This window comes from Aminobacter sp. BA135 (assembly GCF_050859125.1).
Lineage (GTDB): Bacteria > Pseudomonadota > Alphaproteobacteria > Rhizobiales > Rhizobiaceae > Aminobacter > Aminobacter ciceronei.
In genome coordinates this window covers 261,509-286,430 of the sequence record NZ_CP139574.1, presented here as the reverse complement: position 1 = coordinate 286,430, position 24,922 = coordinate 261,509, and the positions used below count along the sequence as shown (strand labels likewise).

The window sequence follows — 24,922 nt, the reverse complement described above, 5'->3', positions numbered from 1 at the left end:
ACGTCGCTCAGGATTGGACAGGATGTCCAGTTCACTGTGCGAGCGGAATTGATGTTATCCTACAGCCCGCGACCCACTTTCACCTTCCCTGCCGCGAGCGGCCGTACGCGCGAGTACATCGTCCATCGCACCCTAAACGTAGCGGTTGACCGTGTTTTCGAGCAGTTCCTGTCGGCCGGACTTCGGCTGCGGTTGAATCTTCTCCTTGACAACGCGCTCGGCCACTTCCTCAAGCGTGCGCTTGCCCGACAGCATGGCCTCACCCTCGGCGGTCTTCCAGCCGGCATAGCGTTCGGCCAGAGGGCCAGACAGAGCCTTGTCCTCGATCATACGCGCCGCAGCCTTGAGGCCGCGGGCGCAGGCGTCCATGCCGCCGATATGGGCGATCAGCAGATCCTGCGGATCGAGCGATTGACGGCGGATCTTGGCGTCGAAATTGGTGCCGCCAGTCTTCAGGCCGCCGGCCTGGAGTATGTAATAATACGCCAGCGCCATTTCCGGCACGTTGTTGGGGAACTGATCGGTGTCCCAGCCGGACTGGTAGTCGTTGCGGTTCATGTCGATCGAGCCGAGGATGCCAAGTGAGCCGGCCAACGCCAGTTCGTGCTCGAACGAGTGGCCGGCGAGGATTGCGTGGCCTTGTTCGATATTGACCTTAACCTCGTTTTCCAGTCCGAAGTCCTTCAGGAAACCATAAACCGTCGCGACGTCATAGTCGTATTGGTGCTTGGTCGGTTCCTGCGGCTTCGGCTCGATCAGGATGGTTCCCTTGAAGCCGATCTTCTTCTTATAGTTTACGACCATCGAGAGGAAGCGGCCGGCCTGCAAGCGCTCCTGCTTAAGGTCAGTGTTGAGCAGCGTCTCGTAACCTTCGCGTCCGCCCCAGAGAACATAGTTTTCGCCGCCAAGCTTCATGGTGGCATCCATGCAGGCCTTAACAGTGGCAGCCGCATAAGCAAAGACGTCAGGATCGGGGTTCGTCGCAGCGCCCCCCATCCAGCGCCGGTTGGAAAACATATTGGCAGTGCCCCAGAGCAGCTTCACGCCGCTCTGGGCCTGCTTCTCTGCAAAGATGTCGACGATCTCGTCGAGCCGGTCCTTGCTTTCGGTGAAGCTGTCGCCTTCGGGGCGCACATCAGCGTCATGGAAGCAATAATAGGGCGTGCCGAGCAACGAGAACATTTCGAAAGCGGCGTCGGCCTTCAGTTTGGCGTGTTCCATGGTGGGGCCAAACCAGGGCCGGTCAAACGTTTGGCCGCCGAAGGGGTCGCCGCCTTCCCAGGCGAAGGAGTGCCAGTAGGCAACGGCAAAGCGCAGGTGGTCCTCCATGCGCTGACCGAGTACCAGTTCGTCCTTGTTATAGAAGCGGTAGGCCAAGGGACTTGCCGAGTCCGGCCCCTCGTACTGGATCGGCTTGATGTCACCAAAAAATCCGGTGGTCATGTCCTGTTCGGTCCCATTACTGCAATTTCTGACGTACGTATATCAGGAATGACCGAGCGCACCAGAGGGCGCGGCCAAGAATCCGTCGATCAGGGTAGATTGTCGCGCAGGTACACCTCGATACGAATATGCTCCTGCCCCTCAATGAGGGTCCGCTGATCGGTCAATGAACGGAGCGTGCGAATGGCGCTGCGGATCTCATGGCCGGCATCCTGATTGATGATGGCGTGGAACAAGCCGCTTTCCAATGCGGCTCGCGTATGGACGCTCAGTTCATGCGCCACGACCATCGGGCGCCTTTCGGTTGGCCGTTCGGACAGGGCTTCGATCAGACCGAGATTGCCCGCGCCGATATTGTAAAGGCCGACAATGTCCGGGTCGCGATCCAGGCACTCCTCCACGATGCGCCGTGTCGACGCTCGGTCGTCCCGACCCTCGACCACCGGCAGCGCTTCCAGATTGGGATACTCGGTGCGAATGACCTGATCGAAACCCATGCGGCGTTCAACATGGTCGCGCACCAGCATGGAGCCGGCGACCAGCGCGATCTTGCCGTTCACGCCTCGCAGGAAACGCCCGAGCAGGCTCGCCGCAGTGCGTCCCGCCGCGACATTATCGATGCCTACATAGCGATGGCGCTGAAAGGACGGCGCATCGGAGACAAGGGTGACAACGGGAACATTCGCGCTATGCAGCCGCGCCAATGCCTGACGCACCGGCGGCGCTTCGGTTGCGACCAACGCCACGCCGCCAATATCGTTGGGGTCCAGCCCGTTGAGGATGTCGGCCAGTGCCTGCCCGTCAAAGGCGGGCGCCGTGACGACGCAAAGTTCGATCCCGTCAGGCGCCATCTGGTGGCCAGCTTCCCTCGCTTCGCTCTCGAGCCTGCGCATGAAGCTGTTTGCCCCTTCGGGTATGATGAAGACAAGGCGATAGACGCGGCCCTTGGCCAGATTGGCCGCCGCCTGGTTGCGAACGAAGCCAAGTTGTCGGATCGCTGCTTCTACGCGCTGCATGGTCGAGGCCCGAACGCCGTCGCGGCCATTGATGACGCGATCGACCGTTGAGAGACTGACGTCGGCTGCGCGGGCGACGTCATGGACAGTGGGACGCATTGAGGTTTCAATCCTGTGGTACGTACATCAGTACATTTGCTGTGGCATGTGCGTCAACGTCATCAGATCGCGTAGCTGCCGACCAGTTTCGCTGAACCGACGCAAACAAGGGCGTAGCCAGATCGCAGCGTTTAACTGCTCAAGGTCAAAACCTGCGGCACCATCTCAGAACGAAGCGATCCTCCCGCGCAGCAGGTTCGAGCAGAGGGCGCATTTCATGCGGGTGCAAAAGCGTCTGGTTTTCGACCTCAGGAGCAGCCGCTTTACATGACGGGACGACGCGGAATCCTAGGCGTCGTATTTGTCGATCTGGCGCTGCCGAGAAGCAGCTTGCGCTCTCAATTGGCTATTATAGGCCGTGAGAAGCGCTTCACACTGATGTCACGATGCCGAAAACCAGTCTTGTCCATGATCGCCATTGCAACGGCGCGCTGTGCAGCCTCGTTGGCGCCGCGATGGATTTCCTCCGACTTGCGGAGCTCGGCGATCCCGTAGACGTCCAGCTGAGCGGTCGTTGGAAGTCATCCTCTTTCGCTACTGACTTCCGGCTTCGGCGCCTCGATGACCCAGGTGCCAGCGAGCAGGTCGCCGATGCGCATACGGTCGCGGGTAAACAGTGGGAACAGCGCGAAGAGCAACGCCCAGACAACACCGAAGACCGTCGTCATCGTGTCTGCAATGCCACTGCCGGCACGGCGCACCATGGACGGTGAGCTGTCCGACGGCAAATCAACTTTGTTGCTTAGAAGGTCTATCATGAAGGTTCGACGAGGTTTTGAATGGAAGGCAAAAATTCAGGCAATATCGCTTCAAACAATGGCTACCGAAATGGATCAATGCGACTCAAATCCGCGGCAGTGCATGCGAAGAACTCACAAAACACATCCTGCACTTTTCAACGCCGTCGCCATGGCTCAAATGTCGATACCCGCCACCTCGCCCAAGGCTGAAGCCAAGGGTGGGACGCAACAAAGAACGGGATTTCCGTCGTTGATGGCGTTGCCGCTGAAGTAGTCGTTGCAGGCAGCGCCCGCCTCTCGTGCAATCAGGATGGCCGCGCCGACGTCCCAGCAGTTAATGTGCAATTCGATGAAGCCGTCGGAGGTGGCGGTCGCGACACGGCAGATGCCCAGTGCACCCGAGCCCATGCGCTTGATAGAAGCGCCTGCCGATATCCCGCGTTCGATCAGGGACAGATAGCGCCCGGCAGGGACCCGGGCCGACCACCCGCATTCGATGGCCGCCTTGGAAATATCCGACTGGGCCGAGACCCGGATGGCCGACCCGTTGAGAAAAGCGCCTTCGCCGCTCCGGGCGGTAAATGTCTGATCGAGCGCCGGCGCCAGGATGATCCCGATCTCCGGCTCCCCACGAGACAGAAACGCAATGGAAACACACCAGTTCGGGTCGCCATGGGCAAAATTGGCCGTGCCGTCGATCGGATCGATCAGCCAAAGGCAATCGGAATACGCCCCACCCATCTCCTCGCCGAGGATAGAATCCTCCGGAAACAGCTCTCCAAGCCTCGCCCGGATCAACGCTTCCACCGCGCCGTCGGCGACCGTCAGCCAGTCCTGCGCACCCTTAATCGACACATCGAGCTTGTCGCGATTCTGGAAATATCCAAGGGCCAGATCAGCGGCCTCATGCGCGATGCCGAGGGCGGCATAGTAGCGTAGATTAGTGGTCATCGGTCTAAACATCCGTCTCCAGGTTGATCGACAGCCCGCCTGGGCGCGCAGTTTCAGAGTGCGGCGCTTATCCGCTGCTCTTCATTGGAAAACAGGGAGATGTCGTCGTCGCGCACCTTGAGCTTGATGTTGTCACCCCGCCTGAAAGTTCTCCTAGAGAGGTCCAGGGCGATGACGGGGTTGGCACCGGCGACGCAATGCAAGAGCTTCTGCGCGCCGATGTCCTCGACGAAGTCGATCGTAGCGTCCAGCCCGGCATCCGAAACGACGAGGTTTTCGGCACGTATTCCGACCGTCACGGGTTGGTTGTCCGCCAATCCGGTAACGGAACGCGGCCTTTGCAGAGACCAGCCATTCTCCAGCGCAATGCTCCCGGAACCCGATACCCGCCCTTGGATTATGTTCATGGGCGGTGTTCCGACGAACCCGGCGACAAACAGGTCTGCAGGGGTGTGATAGATTTCGGACGGACTGCCGATCTGCGCGATGGTTCCCTTGTTCATCACGATGATCTTGTCTGCCAGCGTCATGGCCTCGACCTGATCGTGGGTCACGAAAATGCTCGTCGCGCCCAGCCGGTCGTGCAGCTTGCGCAGTTCCGTGCGCATCGTGGTGCGCAGCTTGGCGTCAAGATTGGACAAGGGCTCGTCAAACAGGAATACGTTGGGCTCGCGCGCGATTGCCCTGGCGATAGCGACACGCTGCCTTTGCCCTCCCGAGAGTTGGCCGGGCTTGCGGTCGAGCAATTGGTCCAATTCCAGCAGCGTTGCAACTTCCCTGACTTTCACGGCACGCTGGGACGCTGGCATGCGCGCCACGCGCAAGCCGTACTCGATATTACCGCGAACCGTCAGGTGCGGGTACAGCGCGTAATTCTGGAACACCATAGCGCAGCCTCGGTCCTTTGGCGGCAGGTGATCGACCCGGCGCCCTGCAATGTGGATCTCGCCACCCGTCGCCTCTTCCAGACCTGCGATCATACGCAACGTCGTTGATTTGCCGCAGCCCGACGGCCCGAGGATCACGACGAATTCGCCCTGCTTCACCTCGGCGGATATCCCGTGGATTGTCTTGGCGCTGCCGAAGGCCTTTTCGAGATTCCGCAATTCAACATACGACATGAGCTGCCTCCTGCTGCGAATACGCCCGACCTGCTGCGGGTTGGGGCTCCAGATTGATGTTGTGGATCACGAAGTCGGGCCCATCGACCAACAGGACGGAATAGCCAACCGTGCCGATTGGGTTACTTCGATACACCGGCTGGTCAAACACCGGCATCGAAGGGCTGACCAGGGACGGAATACAGAATGCCGGGACCCCGGCCACGCTTGCGGCAACCGGCATGTGACAATGACCGAAAAACACAGCACGGATCTTCGAACTGTGCCGAGCGATGCAGCTGTGCAGGTCAACGCGATTGGATAGGCCTTCCAGATCGAAGGCCGGCACGCCGATGCTGATCGGGGGATGGTGCATGAGGACGAATCCAGGGGCACGCGACCGGACAAGGGACCTTTCAAGATCGTCGAGACGCCCATTGCCGAGGCTGCCCATGACCTGCCCTTCTTCGAGCGTATCGAGCAGGTGAAAGGGAATGCCGTCCAATTCGACAGTACCCTGGACATATCCCTGGCCGCCAAAGACCTCTCGGTAGGCCACACGGCTGTCATGGTTGCCCATCAGGAAATGAACCGGGACGGGAAAGCCTTTCACCGCCGCAGCCAACGCGCCGTACTCATGGGCCCCACCATCGTGGGTGAGATCGCCAAGGACGAACAGAGCAGCAGCATTGGCGTGTTTGGCCGCCACGTCGGCCAGCGCCGAAGACAGCTGAGCAAAGGGATCGCGACCGCAGGCCATCCGCCCAGGCATCAGGTGGGCATCGCTGAAAAGAACGATTTTCATGAAAAAAGCCGCCGGGTGGTGTCCCTGACCGTCAACTGCACGGGGATGCGTGTGCGGATCGGCGGCAGATCCGGGTCATCCAGACGAGCCTTCAGCACGCCAAGCACTTCGCCAACCACGCGGCTGACCGGATAGTTCACCGTCGTCAGCCTGTAGGTCCTGCGCTCGGCGGCGGGAACGTTGTTGAAGCCGACCACGGACAGGGCGTCGGGAATGGCGATCCCCAAAGCCTTGGCCGCTTCGATGACGCCGAACGCCAGGCGATCCGTAGCGCAGAACACGGCGTCGGGTGGCTGGGGGGAGCCAAGCATCGCGGCGGCGGCTTCGAAGACGTCATTGTCCGTGCGCGTGGCAACCTTGACCCATCCGGCCAGGAGGCCCGCGGCACCGCTGGTCGAACAGAAGGCGTCGCCACGCTCCTGATCCGCCGGGCTTGGGGCGTCGAAACCGAAATAGCAGGGACGCTGGCAACCTGTCCTAAGAAGGAGCTCGGCGACCTGCCGGCCTCCATCCGCATTGTCTGCGCTGACGCAATCAATGCCTTCCTCATCGACGAAGCGTCCGGCGAGGATGACCGGTACCCCTCCCCGCACCAAGGCCTGTGTCGCCTCGACAGGCATCGTGCCGGCCGCGATGATCACCGCGTCCGACTGATCGTCGAGCGCCTGATAGACGCCACCGCTGTTATGCTTCTGCTTGCTTGCGGGCGCCACGACAAGTTTGTGCCCCATATCGGCCAGCCCTTCCGCCAATTGCTCGAGAAACAGGGCGTCGAAAATGTCCCACATGCGCCCGGTCACGAGGGTGACGGTCTGCGATCGCTGGCTGGCAAGTCCACGCGCGACCAGCGAAGGGCGATAGCCCAGGCGCTCGGCGACCCCCAGAATGCTGTCACGCTTTTCTTTCGCCAGGCTGCCATTGGAGAACGCCCTCGATACAGCTGAAATCGACACGCCGGCTTCGCGGGCAACATCTTTGATTGTGGTGCGCTTCATGAGATCGACATAAGACGGCAAAACAAAAATTGCAAGCGCTTTCAAATCCAGTTTGTGGCGCGTGTTGCCTGTTTATACGCTATGAGACCAAATTGTAGCAAGAATTTGCCTTGACTCTTCCATATACGCAATTAATGTCCGATCATATTGAAAGCGTTTTCAATCTAGTGTGGTGTCAGGGAGGACCCTCGCATGAAAAACATACTTAGCGGGCTTGCGCTCGTATTGATGCTGCCTGCATCGACATCGTGGGCGGACAAGCTGGTGATCGCGGGCCGTGACGGCGCCTATGGCCAGGCGCTCAAGATCGCGGCAGCGGCGTATCGGGAGGAGCATCCCGACGTAGAGTTCGAGCAGCTTGAATTGAACGGCTCCGGCCTGCTCGAAAAGGTCACCATCGCCATGCGTGAGAAATCGTCGGCTTACGACGTCATCATGCTCGACGATCCCTGGGCGCCTGAATTCATGTCGAAAGGCTGGCTTGCCAATCTGGATACCCTGGGGGGCGGTGTGGACGACGACTTCGTAGCCGCCACGCGCAATGTCGCCCGCCACCCCGTCGGTACCGGCGCCTACTTTGCGGTTCCCTTCGTCGGCAATGTCGAAATGTTCGCATACAACAAGGATATACTCGCCCAGTATGGCCTGGCGGCGCCACAGAAGTGGACCGATGTGCTGGCGGCCGCAAAGAAAATCTCGGAAAGCGGCCAGGGTCCCTCCGGCCTGGTGTTCCGGGGCAAGAAGGCCAACCCGATCGTTACCGGCTTCCTTCCTATTCTCTGGGCCTATGGTGGAGATGTCATCAACAGCGATGGGCAGGCAGTCCTGGACAGCGAGAACGCAAATGCCGCCCTTGGCATGTTCCTCGAACTTGCCAAATACGCACCGAAGGGCGTCGAGACCTATGACGCGACGGAGGTGCGCGATGCGCTCCAGCAGGGCAGCACCGCGATTTCCATCGAGGTCTGGCCTGCCTGGGTTCCCTCGATGGACGACCCGAAGACTTCCAAGGTGCCCGGTCAGGTGGAAGTCATGCCGGCGCCCGGCCAGAACGCGGGTTCCACACCGATGCTGGGATCATGGCTGGTGGCCGTTCCGGAAACCTCCGCCAACAGGGAACGCGCGCGCGATTTCATCGACTTCCTGACGTCCGCGCCGATGCAGAAGCGCCTCGCCCTCGAGACGGGTAATCCGCCGACGCGCGCAAGCGTCTACGCGGATCCGGAAATCCTCGCCGCCTATCGGTGGTATCCGGGCCAGTACGCGGCCTTGCAGATCGCAAAGCCGCGGCCGCGGACCGAGAAATGGGCAAAGATCGAAGCGATCATCGGAGATTATCTGCAGCTTGCCCTGATTGGCGAGATGAAGCCCGCCGATGCCCTCGCCGAGGCCAACCAGCGCATCGCTGACGCCATCGCCAACTAACTCTAATCGATGAGGCGCAGCAGGTTCGCCTGCTGCGTATTTCGTGTCATGAAGTCCAATAGCAGCAGTTCAGCTTTCCTGATGATCCTGCCAGCGTTTGTCTTGCTGGCAGCTCTCACGGCCTATCCTTTGGGACGGGGCCTCGCCTTGTCCTTCTTCGCCACGGAATACGGCTTTGAAGACGCGCGGTTCGTCGGGGTGCAAAATTACCTTCGCCTTGGCTCGGACAGGTTCTTCCGGACGGCGATTTCCAACACGGTTTGGTTCACCATTCTTGCCACCGTTGCTGAGGTGGCGCTGGGCCTAGCCCTAGCCTTGCTCGTCAACCGCCGCTTTCCCGGCCGCGCCGTGGTGATCACCCTGCTGATCGCACCATTCGTCCTGTCGACGATGGTGGTGACGGCAATCTGGAGCGCCTGGTTTCACTATGACTATGGCTATCTGAACAACATCGTTGCCGCAGTTGGCCTTGACCGCGTTGCCTGGCTGTCCAGCCCGCGCATTGCGTTGTACTCGATCGTGCTGGTTGATGTGTGGCAGACCGTTCCATTCGTGTTCCTGATCCTGTTGGCGGGCCTGCAGTCGATCGACAAGGAAATCTACGAAGCCGCGCGGATGGACGGCGCAGGTCCGGCACACGTGCTCATGACCGTGACAATTCCGCTCCTGATGCCGCATATCGCCCTGGCGGCGCTGCTGCGGTCGATCGACAGTTTCAAGATCTTCGACAAGGTCTTCGCGCTGACCGGCGGCGGGCCAGGTCAGTCGACGGAAACATTGTCTGTCTACCTATACCGCCTCGGATTCAAGTTTTCCGAAATCGGCATGGCGTCTGCGGCCGCGATGATCATGGTGGTGCTGGCAGGAATGCTGGCCTGCATCTATGCAGCGAAGATCTTGAAGGAAGGCCGAAATGCGTAAGTTGCACTCGCCATTGGTCTATGTGGTGACGGCCGTCATGCTGCTGCCGATCATCTGGATGGCGGCAACATCGTTCAAGCCGCCGATGGAGTACGTTTCGACGTCCGTGGCACTCCTGCCTGATGCCCCAACCCTTGCGCACTACCAGGAATTGCTTGGCCGCGACGATGTTGCCGGCAAGATTCTCAACAGCCTGATCGTGACGCTCGGCGCTGCGGCGCTATCGCTCGGCGTGGGTTTTCCTGCGGCCTATGCCCTAGTGCGGATGCAGTTGCCCAAGCGGCTCGACGCAGGGTTCCTGATGTTTGTCCTGCTGGTGAAGCTAGCTCCGCCCCTGGTTCTGGCAATCCCGCTCTATCAGGTTTTGAGCAGCGTAAACCTGCTCGACACGCATGCCGGCCTGATCTTCGTCTATCAGGTCTACACCTTGCCATTTGCGATCTGGATGCTGATCGGATTCGTCCGCGACGTCTCGCCAAGCTATGAGGAAGCTGCGATGATGGATGGCGCCAGCCTGCTGCGTCGCCTGCTGACCATCGTCCTACCTATCATGGCCCCTGGAATAGCGGCAACGCTGGTCCTTCTGATCATAATCAGTTGGAACGAATTCGCCTACGCGATGCTGTTCATCCAGACACCGTCGAAGTTCACACTGCCGACCTTCATCGCGACGCTGATCACCGAGGACGAAACGTTCTGGGGTCGCCTCACCGCGATCGGGCTCATTGCGTCCGTTCCGATCCTCTTCATCCTGGCATTCTTCCAGAAATACCTGGTGCGAGGACTGGCCGGAGGCCTCAAGTGAACCTTCCGCAGCCCGCGAGAACAGCGCGTGATCACAGGTCGGAAATTCCGACGTGCCTTGCCACCCGCTTGGTCAGGTCGATTTGGGGCTGTCTCGACGCGCCGCGTACGATTGCCCCGTCTTTCTGTCTCGACCTCGGCGATCTCGGGCGGAGCCCTTGGCACAACGCATTCTGCATCATGTTGTGGACCAGGCGTGTCAGCAACCGCGCATCGCCCTAGATTATGGCGGTCGAGCCTGTGCCGCTAGGTCGTTGCGCGCACCTTGCTCGGCTATGGGAGAGCCCGCATCGAAGGTTGCCTTGCCATCTTGTTGTGGAGTTTCCGGGTCGGTGGTCGAGCCATGGGTGTCGTTGGCTCGCTTCTGCCCGTGGCATTGCGCGCACCGCCTTGAACCGGTTGCTCACCGGAACCATCCCTCGGCTTGACGCTCTTCATCGACGCCCAGGCCTGGATCAGTGTGCCATCGACCAGCAAGTGATCGCTCGACAGAAGCCACCTGACCCTGGGCTGCGCCAGCACCGCCGCCAGGGACTTCGCCGCGATGTCGCCTTCCTGTAAGCCGGTCGCGGTTCATTGAGAATGTCGAGGGGGCGGAACAGGGGGTCGTATTCCAGCCGTTCCATCAGGAGCTGTTCTGAGCGGATCGAGTAGAACGCCTGAAGGAGCATCGTCCGCGCAGCGTCTCCGGCGGGATCGACGGCCACCAGATTGGAGAATGGAGCGCCGCAAACTTCCCTTTCAACGCGTCGAGCGCCTCGTTCACGATCACCCGGGCCGCTGGCAGCGGATGGTCGCGCCGAACCTGAGCCTCCATTTCCACGTAGATGCAAAGCTCGCCCGTCTGCTTGTCGTCACCGCGCATGCATCGGTCTCCGAGCCCCTTCGAAGACAAAGAATCGCGCCGCGCCTGAGGCGAGCGGCTTTTTCAACAGTCTGTCAGGCGGGGCCGACCCAAAAATTGATCTCGCACAAGGATCAGGGCTTCTGAGCGGCTATGGTTCCGCGCATGGCTCTCAATCTGCTCATCGGCACCATCGTTATAAGTCTGACGGTCTTAGTCCACACCTTTGGTCTGATCGTCGTTACCCATGCGATGCGATACCTCGTCGCCCGCTTTCGCATGCATGGACGCCGAAGCCGTATCGTCGCGATGATCAGCGTGGTCATGGGGCTCTTCGCAGTAATGACCACCGAGGTCTGGCTCTGGGCCGGGCTATACTGGTTGCTTGATATTTTCGAGGATTTTGAAACCGCCCTGTATTTCTCGACCATCACCTTTTCGACAGTTGGCTATGGCGACGTTGTGCCGGCTCACGCATGGCGCGTATTGGCAACTCTCGAGGGGGTGAATGGATTTCTTCTGATCGGTTGTCGACGGCCTACCTGATCGCTGCTGGAACTCGGATCGGTCCGTTTAAAGCCGGAGAGCATTTCTGACGGGGGCCGGCTAAACCGCACTGGTTCGGCTCGTTCGCTTGGATGCAGAGGGCTGATAAGCTTGAACGTAGTGCCTTTCTTATTGAGGCTGACACCCTGCGAGGCTGTTTTGCAGATCTGAACAGATGACTGTTTCAATGACGAAGTCAGTCGATCTCAATCAGGGACTTTCCATCCAGCACAGCCGCCATATCCTGATCCTGGTTCCCCATCATTGCGGCTACGCGCTCTAAAGAGGCTGTCAACATGGCCTGCTCCCAATCGACCAACTTGTTGAACTCGCTCTGAAACCGCGCCTGCACGCCATCGGGCGAGGCAGCCAGCAAGCTGCGTCCGGCCTCAGTCAATGAAAGCCAAGATTGACGCCGATCCTGATCGCCCTTGCGGCGCTTTATCATCCCATGTGATTCGAGCTTCTGAATAAGCGCCGTCGTGGTTGCCTGGGTGATGCCCATTCGTCCCGCGATATAGCCTGCCGTTTGCTCGTTGGCTTCCTCAAGCAACTGCAAGAAGACCAATTGGGAGGGGGTGAGCCCGGTCGCGCGCATTACGGCCCTCCCGTTGAGTTCCGTGGTGCGCAAAATTTTGCGCATGGCAGACAATGCCCGCTTGGTCCGGTCTTCCAACTTTCTCAGCCCATTTCATTTCTCGGTCGCATTCTAGCTTCTGAAGACCGTAAACCCAACAGCTATCCGCTGCATTGCAAGCGGCGGAAACAATTTCGCTCAAACTAACTATTCCCTAATCGCGTATCAGATACAGCGCGGGCCCATCCTGAAAATCCAATAAGAGATATTATGTAACGCATTGGTTTAAATAAACAATTTTGAAATTCCGACGCTCGCGCAGGCGCTTTCAATCAATTCGCGCTTGACTTTTATTTTGAATCACCTAAGTTTATGCCATTGCCAAGCTCAGGCATCAGAAATTTGGTGGTAGGTTTGTTGAATGAAATAGCGGCCAGCAAGGCTGGCGGCGCCCCTCTTCCGATCAAGGTTACTCGTGGCCGGACTGCTATTCGCACGCCGCGCTCAGATGACGGCCCACGCGTGTGGCAGTTGATCCGCCAAACACCGGGGCTGGACGACAACTCGCTCTACTGCAACTTGTTGCAATGCAGCCATTTCGCATCCACCTGCGCCATCGCTGAAAGCGACAACGAGATTGTTGGTTGGATGTCCGGCTACATTCCCCCGCAACAGCAATCCACGTTGTTTGTGTGGCAGATATGCGTCAGCCCCGCGGGGCAGCGGCAGGGATTGGCCAAGAAACTCGTTGCCGATGTTTTGGCCAGGCAAGCAAGCAGTGAGGTCGACCATATCGAATGCACTATCACCGAGTGCAACGCTGCGTCGTGGGCTCTGTTCAGATCCATCGCCAGCAAGCTCGATGCACCGATGGCCCGACGCAGTCATTTCTCGCGGGAAGTCCATTTCAACCACCTCCATGACAGCGAGTTTGCCGTCACCATCGGCCCGTTTCACCGGGACGGAACGGCACGCATCGCCGTCTGACGCCTCTGGCACCAACGGCATTCAATCTTGGACGCCCAAGGAGACTATCAATGCCCACCACTGGAACCATCGCCGCAACGACCGCTTTCGAGCGGGTCGAAAGTCGGGTTCGATCCTATTCACGCAGCTTCCCCAGACTATTCGACAAGGCGATCGGTTCGACTTTGTACGACACCTCAGGCAACGCCTATCTCGACTTCCTCAGCGGCTGCTCATCGCTCAATTATGGCCACAACGACCCTGACCTCAAACGGGCGCTCGTCGCATACCTGTCGGCGAACGGCATCACCCACGGGCTGGACATGTTTACCGACGCGAAGCAGAGATTTTTGGCGAGCTTCGAGCGCATTGTGCTGAAGCCACGGGCAATGGATCATCGCCTGCAGTTTACCGGACCAACAGGCGCCAATGCTGTCGAAGCGGCGATCAAGCTGGCGCGTAAAGTAACCGGCCGGCATAATGTCGTGGCCTTCACCAATGGCTTTCACGGCGTAACGATGGGCGCGTTAGCGGCGACCGGCAATTCCAAGCATCGGGCCGGTGCCGGCACGCCCTTGTCGGGCGTCACGCGCGCAGCATTCGAAGGTTACTTCGGACCTGACATCGATACCGCCGAAATGCTGGATCGCCAGCTTGCCGATCCATCGAGCGGTATTGATGCGCCCGCCGCGATCATTGTGGAAACAGTGCAGGGAGAAGGCGGTCTCAATGTCGCCTCGCCCGAGTGGCTACGCAAGATCGAGGCCATAGCACGCCAGCATGGAGCGCTCTTCATCATCGATGACATCCAGGCCGGTTGCGGTCGAACAGGCGGGTTCTTTTCGTTCGACGGCATGGGGTTGTCACCAGACATCGTCACGATGGCCAAGTCGCTCTCGGGCCTGGGACTGCCACTGGCGTTGACGCTCATCAAGCCCGAGCACGACATCTGGAAGCCAGCCGAGCACAACGGCACCTTCCGCGGCAACAATCATGCCTTCGTCACCGCGACGGCAGCGCTGGAGAAATTCTGGAACGACGATCGGTTCAAAAATGAGGTCGCCGGCAAAGCCACCTATCTCGCCACACGCCTTGAAGCTGTAGCCGAAACCCATGGCCTGGCCATCAAGGGCCGCGGCATGATGATGGGGATCGACGCTGGCTCCGGCAAAAACGCCGCCACCGTTTGCCAGGCATGTTTTGAGCGTGGGCTGATTATCGAAACCTCGGGAAGCCACGACGAAATTGTCAAAGTCCTGGCCCCCTTGACCATTTCCAAAGAGCAGTTGGCGGCGGGCCTGGACACGTTGGAAACAGCGTTCGCCCTGACCATGGGCACCATGCGCGTCGCTGCCGAATAGGAGCCACATCATGATAGTCAGAGAACTGGAACAAGCACGTCAGACAGATCGCCTGGTTAAAGCCGATGGCTGGGACAGCACACGCCTGCTGCTGGCCGGCGACGCCATGGGGTTCAGCTTCCATATCACCCGCATCCACGCCAACACGAGCCATGTGTTTCACTACAAGCACCATTTCGAAAGCGTCTACTGTATTTCGGGCGAGGGAAAAATCGAGGATATGGCCACAGGCAAGGTCCATCAGATCCGCCCGGGCACCGTTTACGCACTCAACCTGCATGACCGGCATCGGCTCACCGCCAACAGCGAACTGGTGATGGCCTGCTGCTTCAATCCGCCGGTCAGCGGACAAGAGGTGCACCGTGAAGACGGCTCGTATGAGCCCAATGCCCAGCTTGTGATTGCCGACTGACCTCACTCAAAAATGAAAGGCTAAGTCATGACATTACATGCAACTGTCGTTGCCAGCCCCGACGACTACCCAACTCGTCGACCCGGAGAGCGCTGGCTCGAGCGCAAGGACCCCATCGTATGGGGCCAATGGTCGCCGGACGCGCCACTGACTCATGATCAGACACGCGCGTTCGAGCAGCACGGATACCTCGTGCTCGATGACGTATTTTCAGCGTCAGAGATTGCTGCCCTGCAAGGCGAATCTTCGAGGATGCGGTCCGGCGACGCTGAACTTGATCCCAACAACGTCATCACCGAACCGGGCTCGAAAGAGGTGCGAACGGTGTTTCGTCTGGACCAGCAAAACGCGCTGTTTGACCGCCTGGCGCGCGACGAACGTATCGCTGGGCGTGCCCGGTTTCTGCTGAACGACGACGTGTACCTGCACCAGTCGCGGCTGAACTACAAGCCGGGCTTCACCGGAAAGGAATTCTACTGGCATTCCGATTTCGAGACATGGCACGCGGAGGACGGTATGCCGCGGATGCGGGCCATTTCGGCTTCGGTCCTGCTGACTGATAACGATGCGCTCAACGGCGCACTGATGCTCATGCCCGGCTCGCACAAGACGTTCGTCTCCTGCGCGGGAGCAACGCCTGAGAACAACCATGCGACCTCGCTGCAGAAGCAAGAGATAGGCGTGCCTTCGCAACAGTCCCTGTCGAGAATGGCCGAGGCATTTGGGATCGAATGTGCGCCCGGCAAGGCAGGCACCGTCATCCTGTTCGACTGCAATACGCTGCATGGATCGAATGGCAATATCACGCCATTCCCGCGGTCCAACGCGTTTTTTGTCTACAACGCCTGGAGCAATCGCGTCGGGGCACCTTTCGCGGCCAAGGCGCCGCGACCAGACTTTCTAAGCTCTCGCGACCCTTCGGACCCGATAAAGGTCGAGCGGGGCCGGCTGGCCTGATCCGCGCCCTCAGACTAGTCCATAGAGACGACGCCCCGCCATGGGGCGTCCGGAGAAATCATGACCACGACCAAATCCCACACGGCGGAAAAGATCGGCGGCACATCGATGTCCCGCTCGAAGGAACTGCTCGATACAGTCCTGATAGGCGACCGCAGCGAAGACGCGCTCTACAACCGCATTATCGTGGTCTCGGCCTATGCAGGGGTGACCGACAGCCTGCTCGAGCACAAGAAGACCGGCGAGCCGGGTGTCTATACGCTGTTTGCCGGCGCTGAAGGCGGCTGGGTCTGGGGCGATGCGCTCAATGCGGCAGCCGAGAGGATGCAGACGCATAACGCCACCGTATTCGCCGACGACAGTGCGCGTCAGACCGCCGATCGATTTGTGCGTGAACGCATTGAGGGCGTGCGATCGTGCATGATCGATCTGGCGCGCCTTTGTTCCTTCGGCCACTTCCAGCTCGAACACCACCTGCTGACGGTGCGTGAAATGCTCTGTTCGCTGGGCGAGGCTCAGACGGCCTTTAATACGGTGCTGCTGCTCAACCTGCACGGCGTCAACGCTCGGCTTATCGATCTGACCGGGTGGCGCGAAGGGGTCCAGCACGATCTTGACGAATGCATCCGCCGTGCGTTCGCCGATGTCGACCTGAGCCGAGAACTACCGATCGTAACCGGGTACGCCCAATGCACCGAAGCGCTAATGCGCAGCTACGACCGCGGCTACAGCGAGGTCACACTGTCACGCGTGGCCGTGGTAACCCAGGCCAGCGAAGCCATCATTCACAAGGAGTTCCATCTGTCGTCAGCCGATCCGCGCATCGTTGGGACCGGCGCTGTCCGTGTGATCGGGGCAACCAACTACGACGTTGCCGACCAGTTGTCGAACATGGGCATGGAAGCGATCCATCCGCGCGCCGCCAAGAGCCTGCGCCAGGCCGGCATTCCGTTACGGGTGCGCAACGCCTTCGAGCCCGATCATGAGGGTACGCTGATACGAGCCGACCTTGCAGCTCAGTCTGCTCAGGTCGAGATCGTCACTGGGTTGAAGAATGTGTTTGCCTTCGAGTTCTACGACCAGGACATGGTTGGGGTAAAAGGCTATGACGCCGAGATACTGGAAGCGCTGACGCGCCACAAGGTCTGGATCCTGTCGAAGACCTCCAACGCCAACACGATCACCCACTTCCTCAAGGGTTCGATGAAGGCAATCAAGAGGGTCGAGTCGGACCTGTCCAAAGCCTACCCTAACGCGGAGATCACGCTGCGAAAGGTCGCGCTGATCTCGGCCATCGGGCGCAACATCTCAGACCCCACCATACTCTCTCGCGCCATCGACGCTTTGGCAAAGGTTGAGATCGCGCCGCTAGGCATCCATGCCTTGGTCCGCAAGGTCGACCTTCAGGTGATTATTGAGGAAGCCGATTTCGAGCTGGCCGTCACAAGCCTGCATAGGGAGCTCATCGAAACACGGCAACTGGCTGCAACCGATGACTTGTCCCAGCTGAATGCAGCGGCCTGACCTCGGGAGCGATCGATCGGCGAAGCTGATCCAGGTTCCACAATGCCGACGCAAATCAAAACAACAGGAGTATGAGAGATGACCGGATTCGGAAAAAACGTACTGATGGCGCTGTCCGGCGTTGCCATATCGGCCCTCGCCCTCACATTTGCCAATGCTGCGACGCTCGAGCAGATCAAGAAGTCGGGGACGATCCGCATCGCCGTCGCCAATGAGATCCCCTATGGCTATGTCGACCCCAAGGGTGAGGCCCTGGGCGCCGGCCCCACGGTTGCCAAGAAGCTGATGGAAAAACTCGGCATCGAAAAGATCGAATGGGTAACGACCAGCTTTTCTTCGCTTATCCCCGGCCTTCAGGCGGATCGCTTCGATATGGTGGCGGCCGAGATGGCTATCCTGCCCGACCGTTGCAAGACGGTCCTTTTCTCCGAACCCAATACCTCGTACGGGGAAGGACTTTTGGTTGCTGCGGGCAACCCGAAGGATGTCAAGTCATATGAAGATTTCGCCAAGAATTCCGCGCTCAAGGTTGCGATCATGGCGGGTGCAGACCAGCTGGAGATGATGCAGGCGCTGGGCGTTGCCGAAGGTAATCTGGTGACCATAGCTTCCAACGCCGATGCGATCTCAACGGTTTCGACTGGACGGGCTGATGCCTACGCCGCGACCAGCCTGACGGTAAGCGGACTGGCCAGCCAGAACGACGGTGTGGAAGTGGCGTCCGACTTTGCCGATCCGGTGGTGAACGGCAAAGAGGTTCGCAGTTGGGGCGGGTTTACATTCGCCAGTGGCAACGAAAGCCTGCGTGATGCCGTGAATGGCGCGCTCTCCGAGTTCAAGAAAATGCCGGAGTGGGAGGAAATCGTAACCGGTTACGGCTTCACCGAAGCTGATGTTTCGGGATCGACTGCTCACAAAACAGCCGATCTCTGCAGCGCGGACTGAGCTGACGGCATAGACGCGATCGAGGCGGGTGCCACGGTGCCCGCCTTTTCGGTTCTGAACTCCTTTCCCGCAGGATCAACTCATGCACTGGTCTGAATATCTCCTTCCCCTGACGGAGGGCGCGTGGGTCACGGTCCAACTCACCGTCTATTCCACGATCTTGGGCGGGGTTCTTGCCTTTGTCTTCGGCATCGGCAAGCTGTCGTCCAACCTGGCACTCAAGAGCGTCTCGGTCGGCTACATCGAAGTCTTGCGCGGCACATCGTTACTCATGCAGCTATTCTGGCTGTATTTCGCTCTCCCCTTGGCAGGCATGGCAATCGGCATAGACCTGCGGCTGCCGCCAGTGGTCGCCGGCGTACTGGCACTTGGCCTCAATATCGGCGCCTACGGTGCCGAAGTCGTGCGCGGCGCCATCCAGTCTGTCCACCAGAACCAGCGCGAAGCGGCGCGTGCCCTTAACTTCACCCCAAGGCAGACGCTTTTCAACATCGTCATCCCGCAGGCAATTCCCGAGATGATGCCTTCATTCGGAAATTTGGCTGTACAGAACCTCAAGGACACTGCGCTTGTTTCACTGATAAGCCTCGGCGATCTGACCTTCCGCGCCGAGCAGATCCGCAACTTTACCCAAGACAGCACGACAATCTACACGTTGCTGCTGTCGATGTATTTCGGCATGGCTCTGGTGGTCACAGTTGTCATGCGCCTTATCGAACGCTTCGCCGGTCGATGGCGCTTGGTGGGGAGCTAGTCCATGCTTTTCGGCTTCGAATGGGACCTGACGAACCCGTTGAACTTCGCCATCTCCATCCTGCCTATCCTGCTGGTCGGCATGTGGGTGACAATCCAGGCAACCGTCCTCGGCTTCTTCGTCGCATTGGTGCTCGGGCTCGTTCTTGCTGTTCTCAAGAGCGCGCGGTCGCGGTTCATTGCCTGGCCGGCAAGACTAGTCGCAGAATTCATTCGCGACACACCGCTGCTGGTACAATTGTTCTTCCTCTACTACGTACTGCCCGAATACGGCATCGTACTGCCGGCTTTCATGACCGGGGCGCTTGCCTTGGGCATTCAGTACAGTGCCTATACGTCGGAAGTCTACCGCGCCGGCATCGAGGCCGTAGGCAGAGACCAGCGCGAGGCAGCCCGTGCGCTCAACCTGTCTGCCGCCAACACCTTTACCCACATTGTCGTGCCGCAGGCAGTGCCGCGCATCGTGCCGGCAATGGGCAATTATCTGGTCTCGATCATGAAGGACGTTCCGGTGCTGTCGGTTGTGACCGTTCTCGAAATGCTCAACGTCGCCAAGATCATCGGCGACCGCACCTTCGACTATCTCGTGCCGTTGTCGCTGGTTGGCTGCCTTTATCTCATCATGACGCTGGTGGCCTCGGCAGGCGTCCGTGTTCTCGACACCTACCTTCCCAAGCAAGGACTTCCGTTGAAATGACCGATTCCATCATAACATTCGACAAGGTGGTCAAACGTTTTGGTGACCTCACCGTGCTCGACGAGCTCGATTTCGAGGTCAAGAAGGGCGAAAAGGTCTCCATCATCGGCCCTTCAGGGTCAGGCAAGTCGACGGTGCTGCGTATCCTGATGACGCTCGAGGGGATAGATGGTGGCGTCGTCTATGTCGACGGCGAACCACTATGGCATGAGCTGCGCGAGGGCACGCTACAGCCGGCTGGTGAAGTGCATCTGCGCCGGATGCGCTCCAAACTGGGCATGGTGTTTCAACAGTTCAACCTGTTTCCTCATATGACGGTGATGCGCAACATCACCGAAGCTCCAGTAAAAGTACTGGGTCTTGGCAAGAAGGAGGCGCAGCTACGCGCCGAAGAACTTCTAGATCTGGTAGGCCTTGCCGATCAGGCGAAGAAATTCCCCCATCAGCTTTCTGGGGGACAGCAGCAACGTGTCGGTATAGCGCGTGCACTTGCGATGAGGCCAAGCATCCTGTTGTTTGATGAACCAACGTCGGCACTCGACCCTGAGTTGGTGGGTGAGGTGCTTACGGTTATCGGCCGGCTTGCTGAAGAACACGATCTGACCATGCTGCTCGTAACCCATGAGATGCGGTTTGCCCGAGAGATATCCGACCGTGTCTGCTTCTTCGACCGCGGGCAAATCCGCGAGGAAGGCACGCCGGAAGAACTTTTCACCGATCCAAGTGAAGATAGAACACGTGAGTTTTTGAAAGCGATCCTGGAGTAAGTCTCACCAGATCTCGTGAAGCTGAGAGATCGAAATATTTTTTGGCAGAGCGACGTATGCAAAAATTCGCCGGCACCCGCCGGTTTCTCTCGACAACTAGAAGCAAGATTGTTTGTTTATTCTAGATTATCGACACAACAGCCTGTTGTGATTTTGGATCCGCTCGCATGGGCCTGAACCCTTCTCAAGGCACGATGCAGGGCGTTTCAACTCCAACGTGGCTCTTTGGCAGCGGCAACTTTGCCGACCGCCAGTCTCCAGCTCCCGTAACCGTAGCACGAGGCGACATCAGGATTGATCACGGTCCGCCTCGGGGCGGACCGTGACAAGGTGGGGTTGCGTAAGGATCAGCCCTGCCAGGCGGCCATTTGTCCCTAGACTTTGGGTCGCCTCCCGCCAATTCGCCCATTTCGTTCAGCGGGCGGGGGACCACTGAGGGAGGCCGATGAGGAAAGCCGCCATAATTCGCCTACACGTGCGAACACTGACCCCTATATTCCTCTGACTGTCCCCTTCCAGGTCTCCCAAACCATCATCATGCTGGCGTTCAACAGCGCGAGCTTTGTTCCACCGATGAGCAGCATCGACTGGACGCCCACTGACGTTGCGCGAAACTTAGTAGTTTGAAATGCCCGCAAAATGGTCATTCCAGCCGAGTAGATCGAGCCCACTTCTTCCCGGCAGGCTGCTTGTGCCTTCAGGCTGCGCGAACAGCGCGAAGGTCGAACCTCGACCCTTGCCTGCCATGAGTTCCGCACCGCTTGCTGGTGATCGTCATATCTGATTTGCTGTCACTTGACCTTAGGGAAGCACGAAATGGCACCAAGCAGGATTGTTTGCCCGATTTGTAGAAACGGGGCCGAGGAAGGCCCCGCTGCGATCGGTGACTACATGACATTCGACTGCACTTTGTGCGGCCGTTTTCATGCTTCCAGATCCTTTCGAGAATCCGCCAAAGCGCTGGCAATAGCAGCTCGAAGGCACGCGCTTGAGCTGGCGAGGCTGAGGGCACCCTATGGAGCGTTGCCTCACATAACCACCTACGACCTCCCGTAGCAGGCGCAGTTGGAAGACCGCTCGCCGGTTTGAGTGCTCGGCTGGCTTTGTCTGAACCGTTTGGACTACCGGCCGGTGGCGCGGATGCCGGCCTCTTCTCGGTCAATCCGAAGCAACCCGCTGCGGCGAGCGGCGGGCTAGGCTTGTATGTTGCCGGAACCTAGAACGCAGTGTTGAACCCAACCGTACGCAGCCGGACGCTAATAAACAAAGCAGGAGTCGGACATGGACAAGTTCAAACCGCCCGTCGTGATCGCCCGTCAGAATTCGTCTGTCAGTTGCAGAACAATCGCGTCCGCTTGGGAAGCTCTTGAGTGGCTGCGACAGTGCAAACCAGCAAGGGCTGGTCCCCGGTACCGATCGGCCGTCCGCGTGTGTCGCGATGTGCTTGATGGCTTGAGGGACCTTGATGGTTTCGCCGAGGACATTGTCGCCGACAGCCCCGTCGGACGGCTCGATGCCTGCTTCCCTCAAGCGTTCGGAATAGCTGATGGACACCTATTGGGCAGATTCGACCCATCGCGCCACGATCTTGGACGATACACCTTACGTCCGCGCCGCTTGGGCTTTGGAAGGCCTGCCTTCTATCACCGAAAGCGCCATCTCCTGGCGACGCAGAGGCGTCAGACGGGCATTCATGCGGAGGCTCATTGGAACCCTCCGCTGAGTGCTGAGCTGTGGAAACTCCAGTCTCCCCTTCGGTCCGAATGGACACCTTCCGTGAAAGCTCAGACTTAGTCGGCCGTGACACCAGCCAATTCCGTCACCGTCAGGCGAGCGGTTCCATCGGCATCAATGCGTCGTTCATGACGAAGCGCGGTGTGTCATGGGCTCGATCGTAGACTTGCCATTCCAGAGATTTCTCACCCACGTGGAAGACAGCCGTTGCGAGTGTGTTCTCATTATCTGGGTCGTCAGGTTGCGCACGATAGATAGGAAGGGACGATGCATCTCGGTCCCACAGGATCGAAAGCGGATCGACCATGCCGGCACCCGCCCCGGCAATGATGTCTAGGCCACGGCATTGTCTCGATAAAGAAGAACTGGTGACGACCTGTCGTTCCTCCGACATGCCTTGATGGATGAGATGATTGGAATGGCACTGTGGCCGCTCAAGCGTAGCGATTGAACAGCTTGAATGGGTGAACTCGATACTCAAGAGACGACCATCGCCGCGCTGGGCCAGCGACATGTGGAATGCGCCGGCGCGCTCGGATGTCTGAAGCAATTGAACAGCCTCGTCCAACGAACCGCAATCCAGCAGCGCACGCCCAAGCGCCATCCTCGGCAGACCGATACCAACGTGGCGAGAGCGTATGTTGTTGACCGCCTGCACAAGGCCGGCCTCGGTTGCCGCAAAAGTGTGTCCCGGGATCGAGGCGGGATAGACAAAGCTTGTGAATGCCGTCGTTCCAGCGGGCCGGACATGGGCAAGCACGCAGTGACCCCGGAACCCCGGATCGCCGTCCTCGTTATGCGCGACGACCGGTTCCTCAGCTGGGATGTGCACCGTGGTGCAGCCGTCGGGTGCCATTGCCCAAACATCTCCACGACAGTTCCACACAAACACGTCGTCGAAAGGTAGGTCGAGCCCGAGCGCTAGTCCCTGAAGCTCCAGCCAGTAGGCGGGAAAGCGGGCTTCGACCAGCTGGTGCATGGCCGCGACGCGCGGATCGTTGCGAAATGCCATGACCGTAGCCCATGCATGCGTGGCGATCAGGTGGCGATGCGTTATCTCAGCCCCGAACCGTCCAAGCTGAACGCCAACGTCGTAGTGCGTGCCCTCGACCTTCAGATATCCAAGCCGGCCCTCAGTGGACATGCTGGAGAAACTCCTTCAGGCGCGGATTTTCTGGGTCGGCGAGCTGTTCACTTGGGTTACCGTCGACAGAAATCTTGCCGTCCTCCATGAAAATCAGCCGTGTGCCGACCTGGCGTGCAAATGCCATCTCATGCGTGACCACAACCATTGTCATGCCCTCCTCGGCAAGCGATTGCATGACACGCAGCACCTCATGGCGAAGCTCCGGATCAAGTGCCGACGTCGGTTCGTCGAACAGCATCAGCTTAGGCTTGATGGCCAGCGCTCGGGCTATCGCCACACGCTGCTGCTGCCCGCCTGAAAGCTCGGAAGGATAATGATGGCCGCGATCAGCCAGCCCAACCTTGGCAAGCAACGCCTTGGCCTGCTCCGTTGCCTCGACCCGACTGAGCCCGCGCACCCGCTGCGGCCCGAAGGCGACATTCTCAAGTGCGGTCATCTGCGGGAAGAGGTTGAACTGCTGGAAAACCATGCCTGCTTCCTGGCGGATCAGGCGAACTTGAGAGCGTCCCGACCTGACGCTGATGTTGTCGACGAGCAGGTCGCCGCCGTTGATCTCTTCCAGTGCATTGATGCAACGCAGGAGTGTTGACTTGCCCGACCCCGACGGGCCGATCAGCACGACGATCTCACCGGCGTCGATGTTCAGATCGACCTCGTGCAAGACCACGACATGGCCGAAAGCCTTGGTGACCCTGCGAAACTCGACGATGCTCATAGGATTCGCATCCTCTTCTCGGTGATGCGCAGGATCAGTGTCAGCGTGCCGGTCATCAACAGATAAAGGATGGCAACGGCCGTCCAGATTTCGACGGCACGGAAATTCGCGGCCATGATCTCCTGGCCCTGTCTGGTCAGTTCACCAACCCCGATGACGATGAACAGCGAGGTATCCTTCAGGCTGACGATGAACTGGTTGCCAAGCGACGGTATCATCCGGCGAAAGGCGACCGGGCCGACGATGTAGACCAGGACCTTCCACATCGGCAGTCCCAATGCCAATCCGGCTTCCTTGAGCCCTTTGTGCACCGACAGGAATGAGCCGCGCACGATCTCGGCAATATAGGCGCCCGCATTGATGATGATTGACGTTATCGCCGCCGTCATCGGGTTGACCCGGACGTCGGCCAGGACAGGCAGTGCGAAATAGACGAACATGACCTGGACGACGATGGGCGTGCCACGGATCAGCTCTATGTAAGCGAAGGCGATGCCGTTCAGTATCGCATTGCCATAGGCGCGCATCAGGCCGGCAATGAAGCCGACGATGAGGCCGCCCACCAGGCCGGCAATGGTAATCAGGATCGTGAGCCGCGCCCCGCCGAGCAGCGCGGGCATGGCGTCCGTGACAACCGACCAGTCAAATTCCATGGGATCGCTCCGAAACGGGAAAAAG

General features: G+C 59.2%; 24 protein-coding genes and 3 pseudogenes. 14 read left to right on the top strand and 13 right to left on the bottom strand.

Annotated elements, in window-relative coordinates:
* Positions 1–132 precede the first annotated feature (132 nt).
* From xylA to SLT36_RS32025, 7 genes are all read right to left on the bottom strand, one after another.
* Positions 133–1,443 carry a xylose isomerase gene (xylA, locus tag SLT36_RS32055; protein ID WP_432289386.1) on the bottom strand — a complete coding sequence of 437 codons (1,311 nt, stop codon included), beginning with the start codon at positions 1,441–1,443 and terminating at the stop codon, positions 133–135.
* 89 nt (positions 1,444–1,532) lie between these two features.
* Positions 1,533–2,558: a LacI family DNA-binding transcriptional regulator gene (locus SLT36_RS32050; RefSeq protein WP_432289384.1), complete on the bottom strand. Its 1,026-nt coding sequence runs from the start codon at positions 2,556–2,558 to the stop codon at positions 1,533–1,535.
* A gap of 521 nt (positions 2,559–3,079) precedes the next feature.
* Positions 3,080–3,316 (bottom strand): hypothetical protein, encoded by a 237-nt coding sequence (locus tag SLT36_RS32045; protein WP_432289383.1) that lies wholly within the window; start codon positions 3,314–3,316, stop codon positions 3,080–3,082.
* 156 nt (positions 3,317–3,472) lie between these two features.
* Positions 3,473–4,249 (bottom strand): inositol monophosphatase family protein, encoded by a 777-nt coding sequence (locus SLT36_RS32040; RefSeq protein ID WP_432289381.1) that lies wholly within the window; start codon positions 4,247–4,249, stop codon positions 3,473–3,475.
* 53 nt (positions 4,250–4,302) lie between these two features.
* Entirely contained in the window at positions 4,303–5,370 is a 1,068-nt protein-coding gene (locus SLT36_RS32035; protein ID WP_432289380.1) for an ABC transporter ATP-binding protein, read from the bottom strand.
* On the bottom strand, positions 5,357–6,154 hold the full coding sequence (locus SLT36_RS32030) for a metallophosphoesterase (protein ID WP_432289378.1): 798 nt from the start codon (positions 6,152–6,154) through the stop codon (positions 5,357–5,359). The genes SLT36_RS32035 and SLT36_RS32030 overlap by 14 nt, the downstream gene beginning before the upstream one ends.
* Positions 6,151–7,194, bottom strand: coding sequence for a LacI family DNA-binding transcriptional regulator (locus SLT36_RS32025; protein ID WP_432289377.1), 1,044 nt, complete (start codon positions 7,192–7,194; stop codon positions 6,151–6,153). Before SLT36_RS32025 ends, SLT36_RS32030 begins: the two co-directional genes overlap by 4 nt.
* A 147-nt stretch (positions 7,195–7,341) precedes the next feature.
* On the opposite strand from SLT36_RS32025, the gene SLT36_RS32020 reads away from it, so the two are divergent.
* The 3 genes from SLT36_RS32020 to SLT36_RS32010 are packed head-to-tail and all read left to right on the top strand — an operon-like array spanning position 7,342 to position 10,300.
* On the top strand, positions 7,342–8,574 hold the full coding sequence (locus tag SLT36_RS32020; protein WP_432289375.1) for an ABC transporter substrate-binding protein: 1,233 nt from the start codon (positions 7,342–7,344) through the stop codon (positions 8,572–8,574).
* A gap of 48 nt (positions 8,575–8,622) precedes the next feature.
* Positions 8,623–9,495, top strand: a complete 873-nt coding sequence (locus SLT36_RS32015; RefSeq protein WP_432289373.1) for a carbohydrate ABC transporter permease — start codon at positions 8,623–8,625, stop codon at positions 9,493–9,495.
* Complete coding sequence (locus SLT36_RS32010) at positions 9,488–10,300, top strand: carbohydrate ABC transporter permease (protein WP_432289371.1); 813 nt, start codon at positions 9,488–9,490, stop codon at positions 10,298–10,300. Before SLT36_RS32015 ends, SLT36_RS32010 begins: the two co-directional genes overlap by 8 nt.
* Before the next feature lie 321 nt (positions 10,301–10,621).
* Here SLT36_RS32010 and SLT36_RS32005 read toward each other — a convergent pair.
* Positions 10,622–11,164, bottom strand: a pseudogene (locus SLT36_RS32005) (transposase); the annotation flags it as partial.
* A 144-nt stretch (positions 11,165–11,308) separates the two neighbouring features.
* On the opposite strand from SLT36_RS32005, the gene SLT36_RS32000 reads away from it, so the two are divergent.
* Positions 11,309–11,689, top strand: a complete 381-nt coding sequence (locus tag SLT36_RS32000) for an ion channel (protein WP_432289369.1) — start codon at positions 11,309–11,311, stop codon at positions 11,687–11,689.
* 196 nt (positions 11,690–11,885) lie between these two features.
* Here SLT36_RS32000 and SLT36_RS31995 read toward each other — a convergent pair whose 3' ends face one another.
* A complete protein-coding gene (locus tag SLT36_RS31995) occupies positions 11,886–12,287 on the bottom strand; it encodes a MarR family winged helix-turn-helix transcriptional regulator (protein ID WP_432289368.1) in 402 nt (133 codons plus the stop codon).
* A 396-nt stretch (positions 12,288–12,683) separates the two neighbouring features.
* Here SLT36_RS31995 and ectA point away from each other — a divergent pair, with 396 nt between their 5' ends.
* The 10 genes and pseudogenes from ectA to SLT36_RS31945 form a co-directional block, all read left to right on the top strand.
* Positions 12,684–13,253: a diaminobutyrate acetyltransferase gene (gene ectA / locus SLT36_RS31990; RefSeq protein ID WP_432289367.1), complete on the top strand. Its 570-nt coding sequence runs from the start codon at positions 12,684–12,686 to the stop codon at positions 13,251–13,253.
* A 50-nt stretch (positions 13,254–13,303) separates the two neighbouring features.
* Positions 13,304–14,593: a diaminobutyrate--2-oxoglutarate transaminase gene (gene ectB, locus SLT36_RS31985; protein WP_432289365.1), complete on the top strand. Its 1,290-nt coding sequence runs from the start codon at positions 13,304–13,306 to the stop codon at positions 14,591–14,593.
* A 10-nt stretch (positions 14,594–14,603) separates the two neighbouring features.
* Complete coding sequence (locus SLT36_RS31980) at positions 14,604–15,005, top strand: ectoine synthase (RefSeq protein ID WP_432289363.1); 402 nt, start codon at positions 14,604–14,606, stop codon at positions 15,003–15,005.
* A gap of 27 nt (positions 15,006–15,032) precedes the next feature.
* Positions 15,033–15,962, top strand: a complete 930-nt coding sequence (gene thpD, locus SLT36_RS31975) for an ectoine hydroxylase (protein ID WP_432289361.1) — start codon at positions 15,033–15,035, stop codon at positions 15,960–15,962.
* A 60-nt stretch (positions 15,963–16,022) separates the two neighbouring features.
* The gene (locus SLT36_RS31970; protein WP_432289360.1) at positions 16,023–17,486 is read left to right on the top strand and encodes an aspartate kinase; all 1,464 of its coding nucleotides are present in this window, start codon (positions 16,023–16,025) and stop codon (positions 17,484–17,486) included.
* Between the two features lie 78 nt (positions 17,487–17,564).
* The gene (gene ehuB / locus SLT36_RS31965; RefSeq protein WP_432289359.1) at positions 17,565–18,431 is read left to right on the top strand and encodes an ectoine/hydroxyectoine ABC transporter substrate-binding protein EhuB; all 867 of its coding nucleotides are present in this window, start codon (positions 17,565–17,567) and stop codon (positions 18,429–18,431) included.
* 82 nt (positions 18,432–18,513) lie between these two features.
* Positions 18,514–19,185: an ectoine/hydroxyectoine ABC transporter permease subunit EhuC gene (gene ehuC, locus SLT36_RS31960; protein ID WP_432289357.1), complete on the top strand. Its 672-nt coding sequence runs from the start codon at positions 18,514–18,516 to the stop codon at positions 19,183–19,185.
* Positions 19,186–19,188: 3 nt separating this feature from the next.
* Positions 19,189–19,881 (top strand): ectoine/hydroxyectoine ABC transporter permease subunit EhuD, encoded by a 693-nt coding sequence (gene ehuD / locus SLT36_RS31955; RefSeq protein ID WP_432289356.1) that lies wholly within the window; start codon positions 19,189–19,191, stop codon positions 19,879–19,881.
* The gene (ehuA, locus tag SLT36_RS31950; protein ID WP_432289355.1) at positions 19,878–20,648 is read left to right on the top strand and encodes an ectoine/hydroxyectoine ABC transporter ATP-binding protein EhuA; all 771 of its coding nucleotides are present in this window, start codon (positions 19,878–19,880) and stop codon (positions 20,646–20,648) included. Before ehuD ends, ehuA begins: the two co-directional genes overlap by 4 nt.
* Before the next feature lie 1,281 nt (positions 20,649–21,929).
* Positions 21,930–22,097, top strand: a pseudogene (locus SLT36_RS31945) (DUF982 domain-containing protein); the annotation flags it as partial.
* Positions 22,098–22,253: 156 nt separating this feature from the next.
* Here the strand turns inward: SLT36_RS31945 and SLT36_RS31940 are convergent.
* The 4 genes and pseudogenes from SLT36_RS31940 to glnP all read right to left on the bottom strand — a co-directional run.
* A pseudogene (locus SLT36_RS31940) lies at positions 22,254–22,355 on the bottom strand (IS481 family transposase); the annotation flags it as partial.
* A 118-nt stretch (positions 22,356–22,473) separates the two neighbouring features.
* On the bottom strand, positions 22,474–23,526 hold the full coding sequence (locus tag SLT36_RS31935) for a C45 family autoproteolytic acyltransferase/hydolase (protein ID WP_432289353.1): 1,053 nt from the start codon (positions 23,524–23,526) through the stop codon (positions 22,474–22,476).
* Entirely contained in the window at positions 23,516–24,244 is a 729-nt protein-coding gene (gene glnQ, locus SLT36_RS31930) for a glutamine ABC transporter ATP-binding protein GlnQ (protein WP_432289351.1), read from the bottom strand. The genes SLT36_RS31935 and glnQ overlap by 11 nt, the downstream gene beginning before the upstream one ends.
* Positions 24,241–24,897: a glutamine ABC transporter permease GlnP gene (gene glnP / locus SLT36_RS31925; RefSeq protein ID WP_432289349.1), complete on the bottom strand. Its 657-nt coding sequence runs from the start codon at positions 24,895–24,897 to the stop codon at positions 24,241–24,243. The genes glnQ and glnP overlap by 4 nt, the downstream gene beginning before the upstream one ends.
* Positions 24,898–24,922 lie beyond the last annotated feature (25 nt).

Bases quoted from the DNA above. Each gene is read 5' to 3' on its own strand.
- ectB (WP_432289365.1), top strand. From the start codon at position 13,304: ATGCCCACCACTGGAACCATCGCCGCAACGACCGCTTTCGAGCGGGTC.
- thpD (WP_432289361.1), top strand. From the start codon at position 15,033: ATGACATTACATGCAACTGTCGTTGCCAGCCCCGACGACTACCCAACT.
- ehuA (WP_432289355.1), top strand. From the start codon at position 19,878: ATGACCGATTCCATCATAACATTCGACAAGGTGGTCAAACGTTTTGGT.
- ehuD (WP_432289356.1), top strand. From the start codon at position 19,189: ATGCTTTTCGGCTTCGAATGGGACCTGACGAACCCGTTGAACTTCGCC.
- SLT36_RS31980 (WP_432289363.1), top strand. From the start codon at position 14,604: ATGATAGTCAGAGAACTGGAACAAGCACGTCAGACAGATCGCCTGGTT.
- ehuB (WP_432289359.1), top strand. From the start codon at position 17,565: ATGACCGGATTCGGAAAAAACGTACTGATGGCGCTGTCCGGCGTTGCC.
- SLT36_RS32030 (WP_432289378.1), bottom strand. From the start codon at position 6,154: ATGAAAATCGTTCTTTTCAGCGATGCCCACCTGATGCCTGGGCGGATG.
- SLT36_RS31995 (WP_432289368.1), bottom strand. From the start codon at position 12,287: ATGCGCGCGACCGGGCTCACCCCCTCCCAATTGGTCTTCTTGCAGTTG.
- SLT36_RS31970 (WP_432289360.1), top strand. From the start codon at position 16,023: ATGACCACGACCAAATCCCACACGGCGGAAAAGATCGGCGGCACATCG.
- SLT36_RS32020 (WP_432289375.1), top strand. From the start codon at position 7,342: ATGAAAAACATACTTAGCGGGCTTGCGCTCGTATTGATGCTGCCTGCA.
- SLT36_RS31935 (WP_432289353.1), bottom strand. From the start codon at position 23,526: ATGTCCACTGAGGGCCGGCTTGGATATCTGAAGGTCGAGGGCACGCAC.
- SLT36_RS32035 (WP_432289380.1), bottom strand. From the start codon at position 5,370: ATGTCGTATGTTGAATTGCGGAATCTCGAAAAGGCCTTCGGCAGCGCC.
- SLT36_RS32040 (WP_432289381.1), bottom strand. From the start codon at position 4,249: ATGACCACTAATCTACGCTACTATGCCGCCCTCGGCATCGCGCATGAG.
- SLT36_RS32000 (WP_432289369.1), top strand. From the start codon at position 11,309: ATGGCTCTCAATCTGCTCATCGGCACCATCGTTATAAGTCTGACGGTC.
- xylA (WP_432289386.1), bottom strand. From the start codon at position 1,443: ATGACCACCGGATTTTTTGGTGACATCAAGCCGATCCAGTACGAGGGG.
- glnP (WP_432289349.1), bottom strand. From the start codon at position 24,897: ATGGAATTTGACTGGTCGGTTGTCACGGACGCCATGCCCGCGCTGCTC.
- SLT36_RS32045 (WP_432289383.1), bottom strand. From the start codon at position 3,316: ATGATAGACCTTCTAAGCAACAAAGTTGATTTGCCGTCGGACAGCTCA.
- glnQ (WP_432289351.1), bottom strand. From the start codon at position 24,244: ATGAGCATCGTCGAGTTTCGCAGGGTCACCAAGGCTTTCGGCCATGTC.
- SLT36_RS32050 (WP_432289384.1), bottom strand. From the start codon at position 2,558: ATGCGTCCCACTGTCCATGACGTCGCCCGCGCAGCCGACGTCAGTCTC.
- SLT36_RS32015 (WP_432289373.1), top strand. From the start codon at position 8,623: ATGAAGTCCAATAGCAGCAGTTCAGCTTTCCTGATGATCCTGCCAGCG.
- SLT36_RS32010 (WP_432289371.1), top strand. From the start codon at position 9,488: ATGCGTAAGTTGCACTCGCCATTGGTCTATGTGGTGACGGCCGTCATG.
- ehuC (WP_432289357.1), top strand. From the start codon at position 18,514: ATGCACTGGTCTGAATATCTCCTTCCCCTGACGGAGGGCGCGTGGGTC.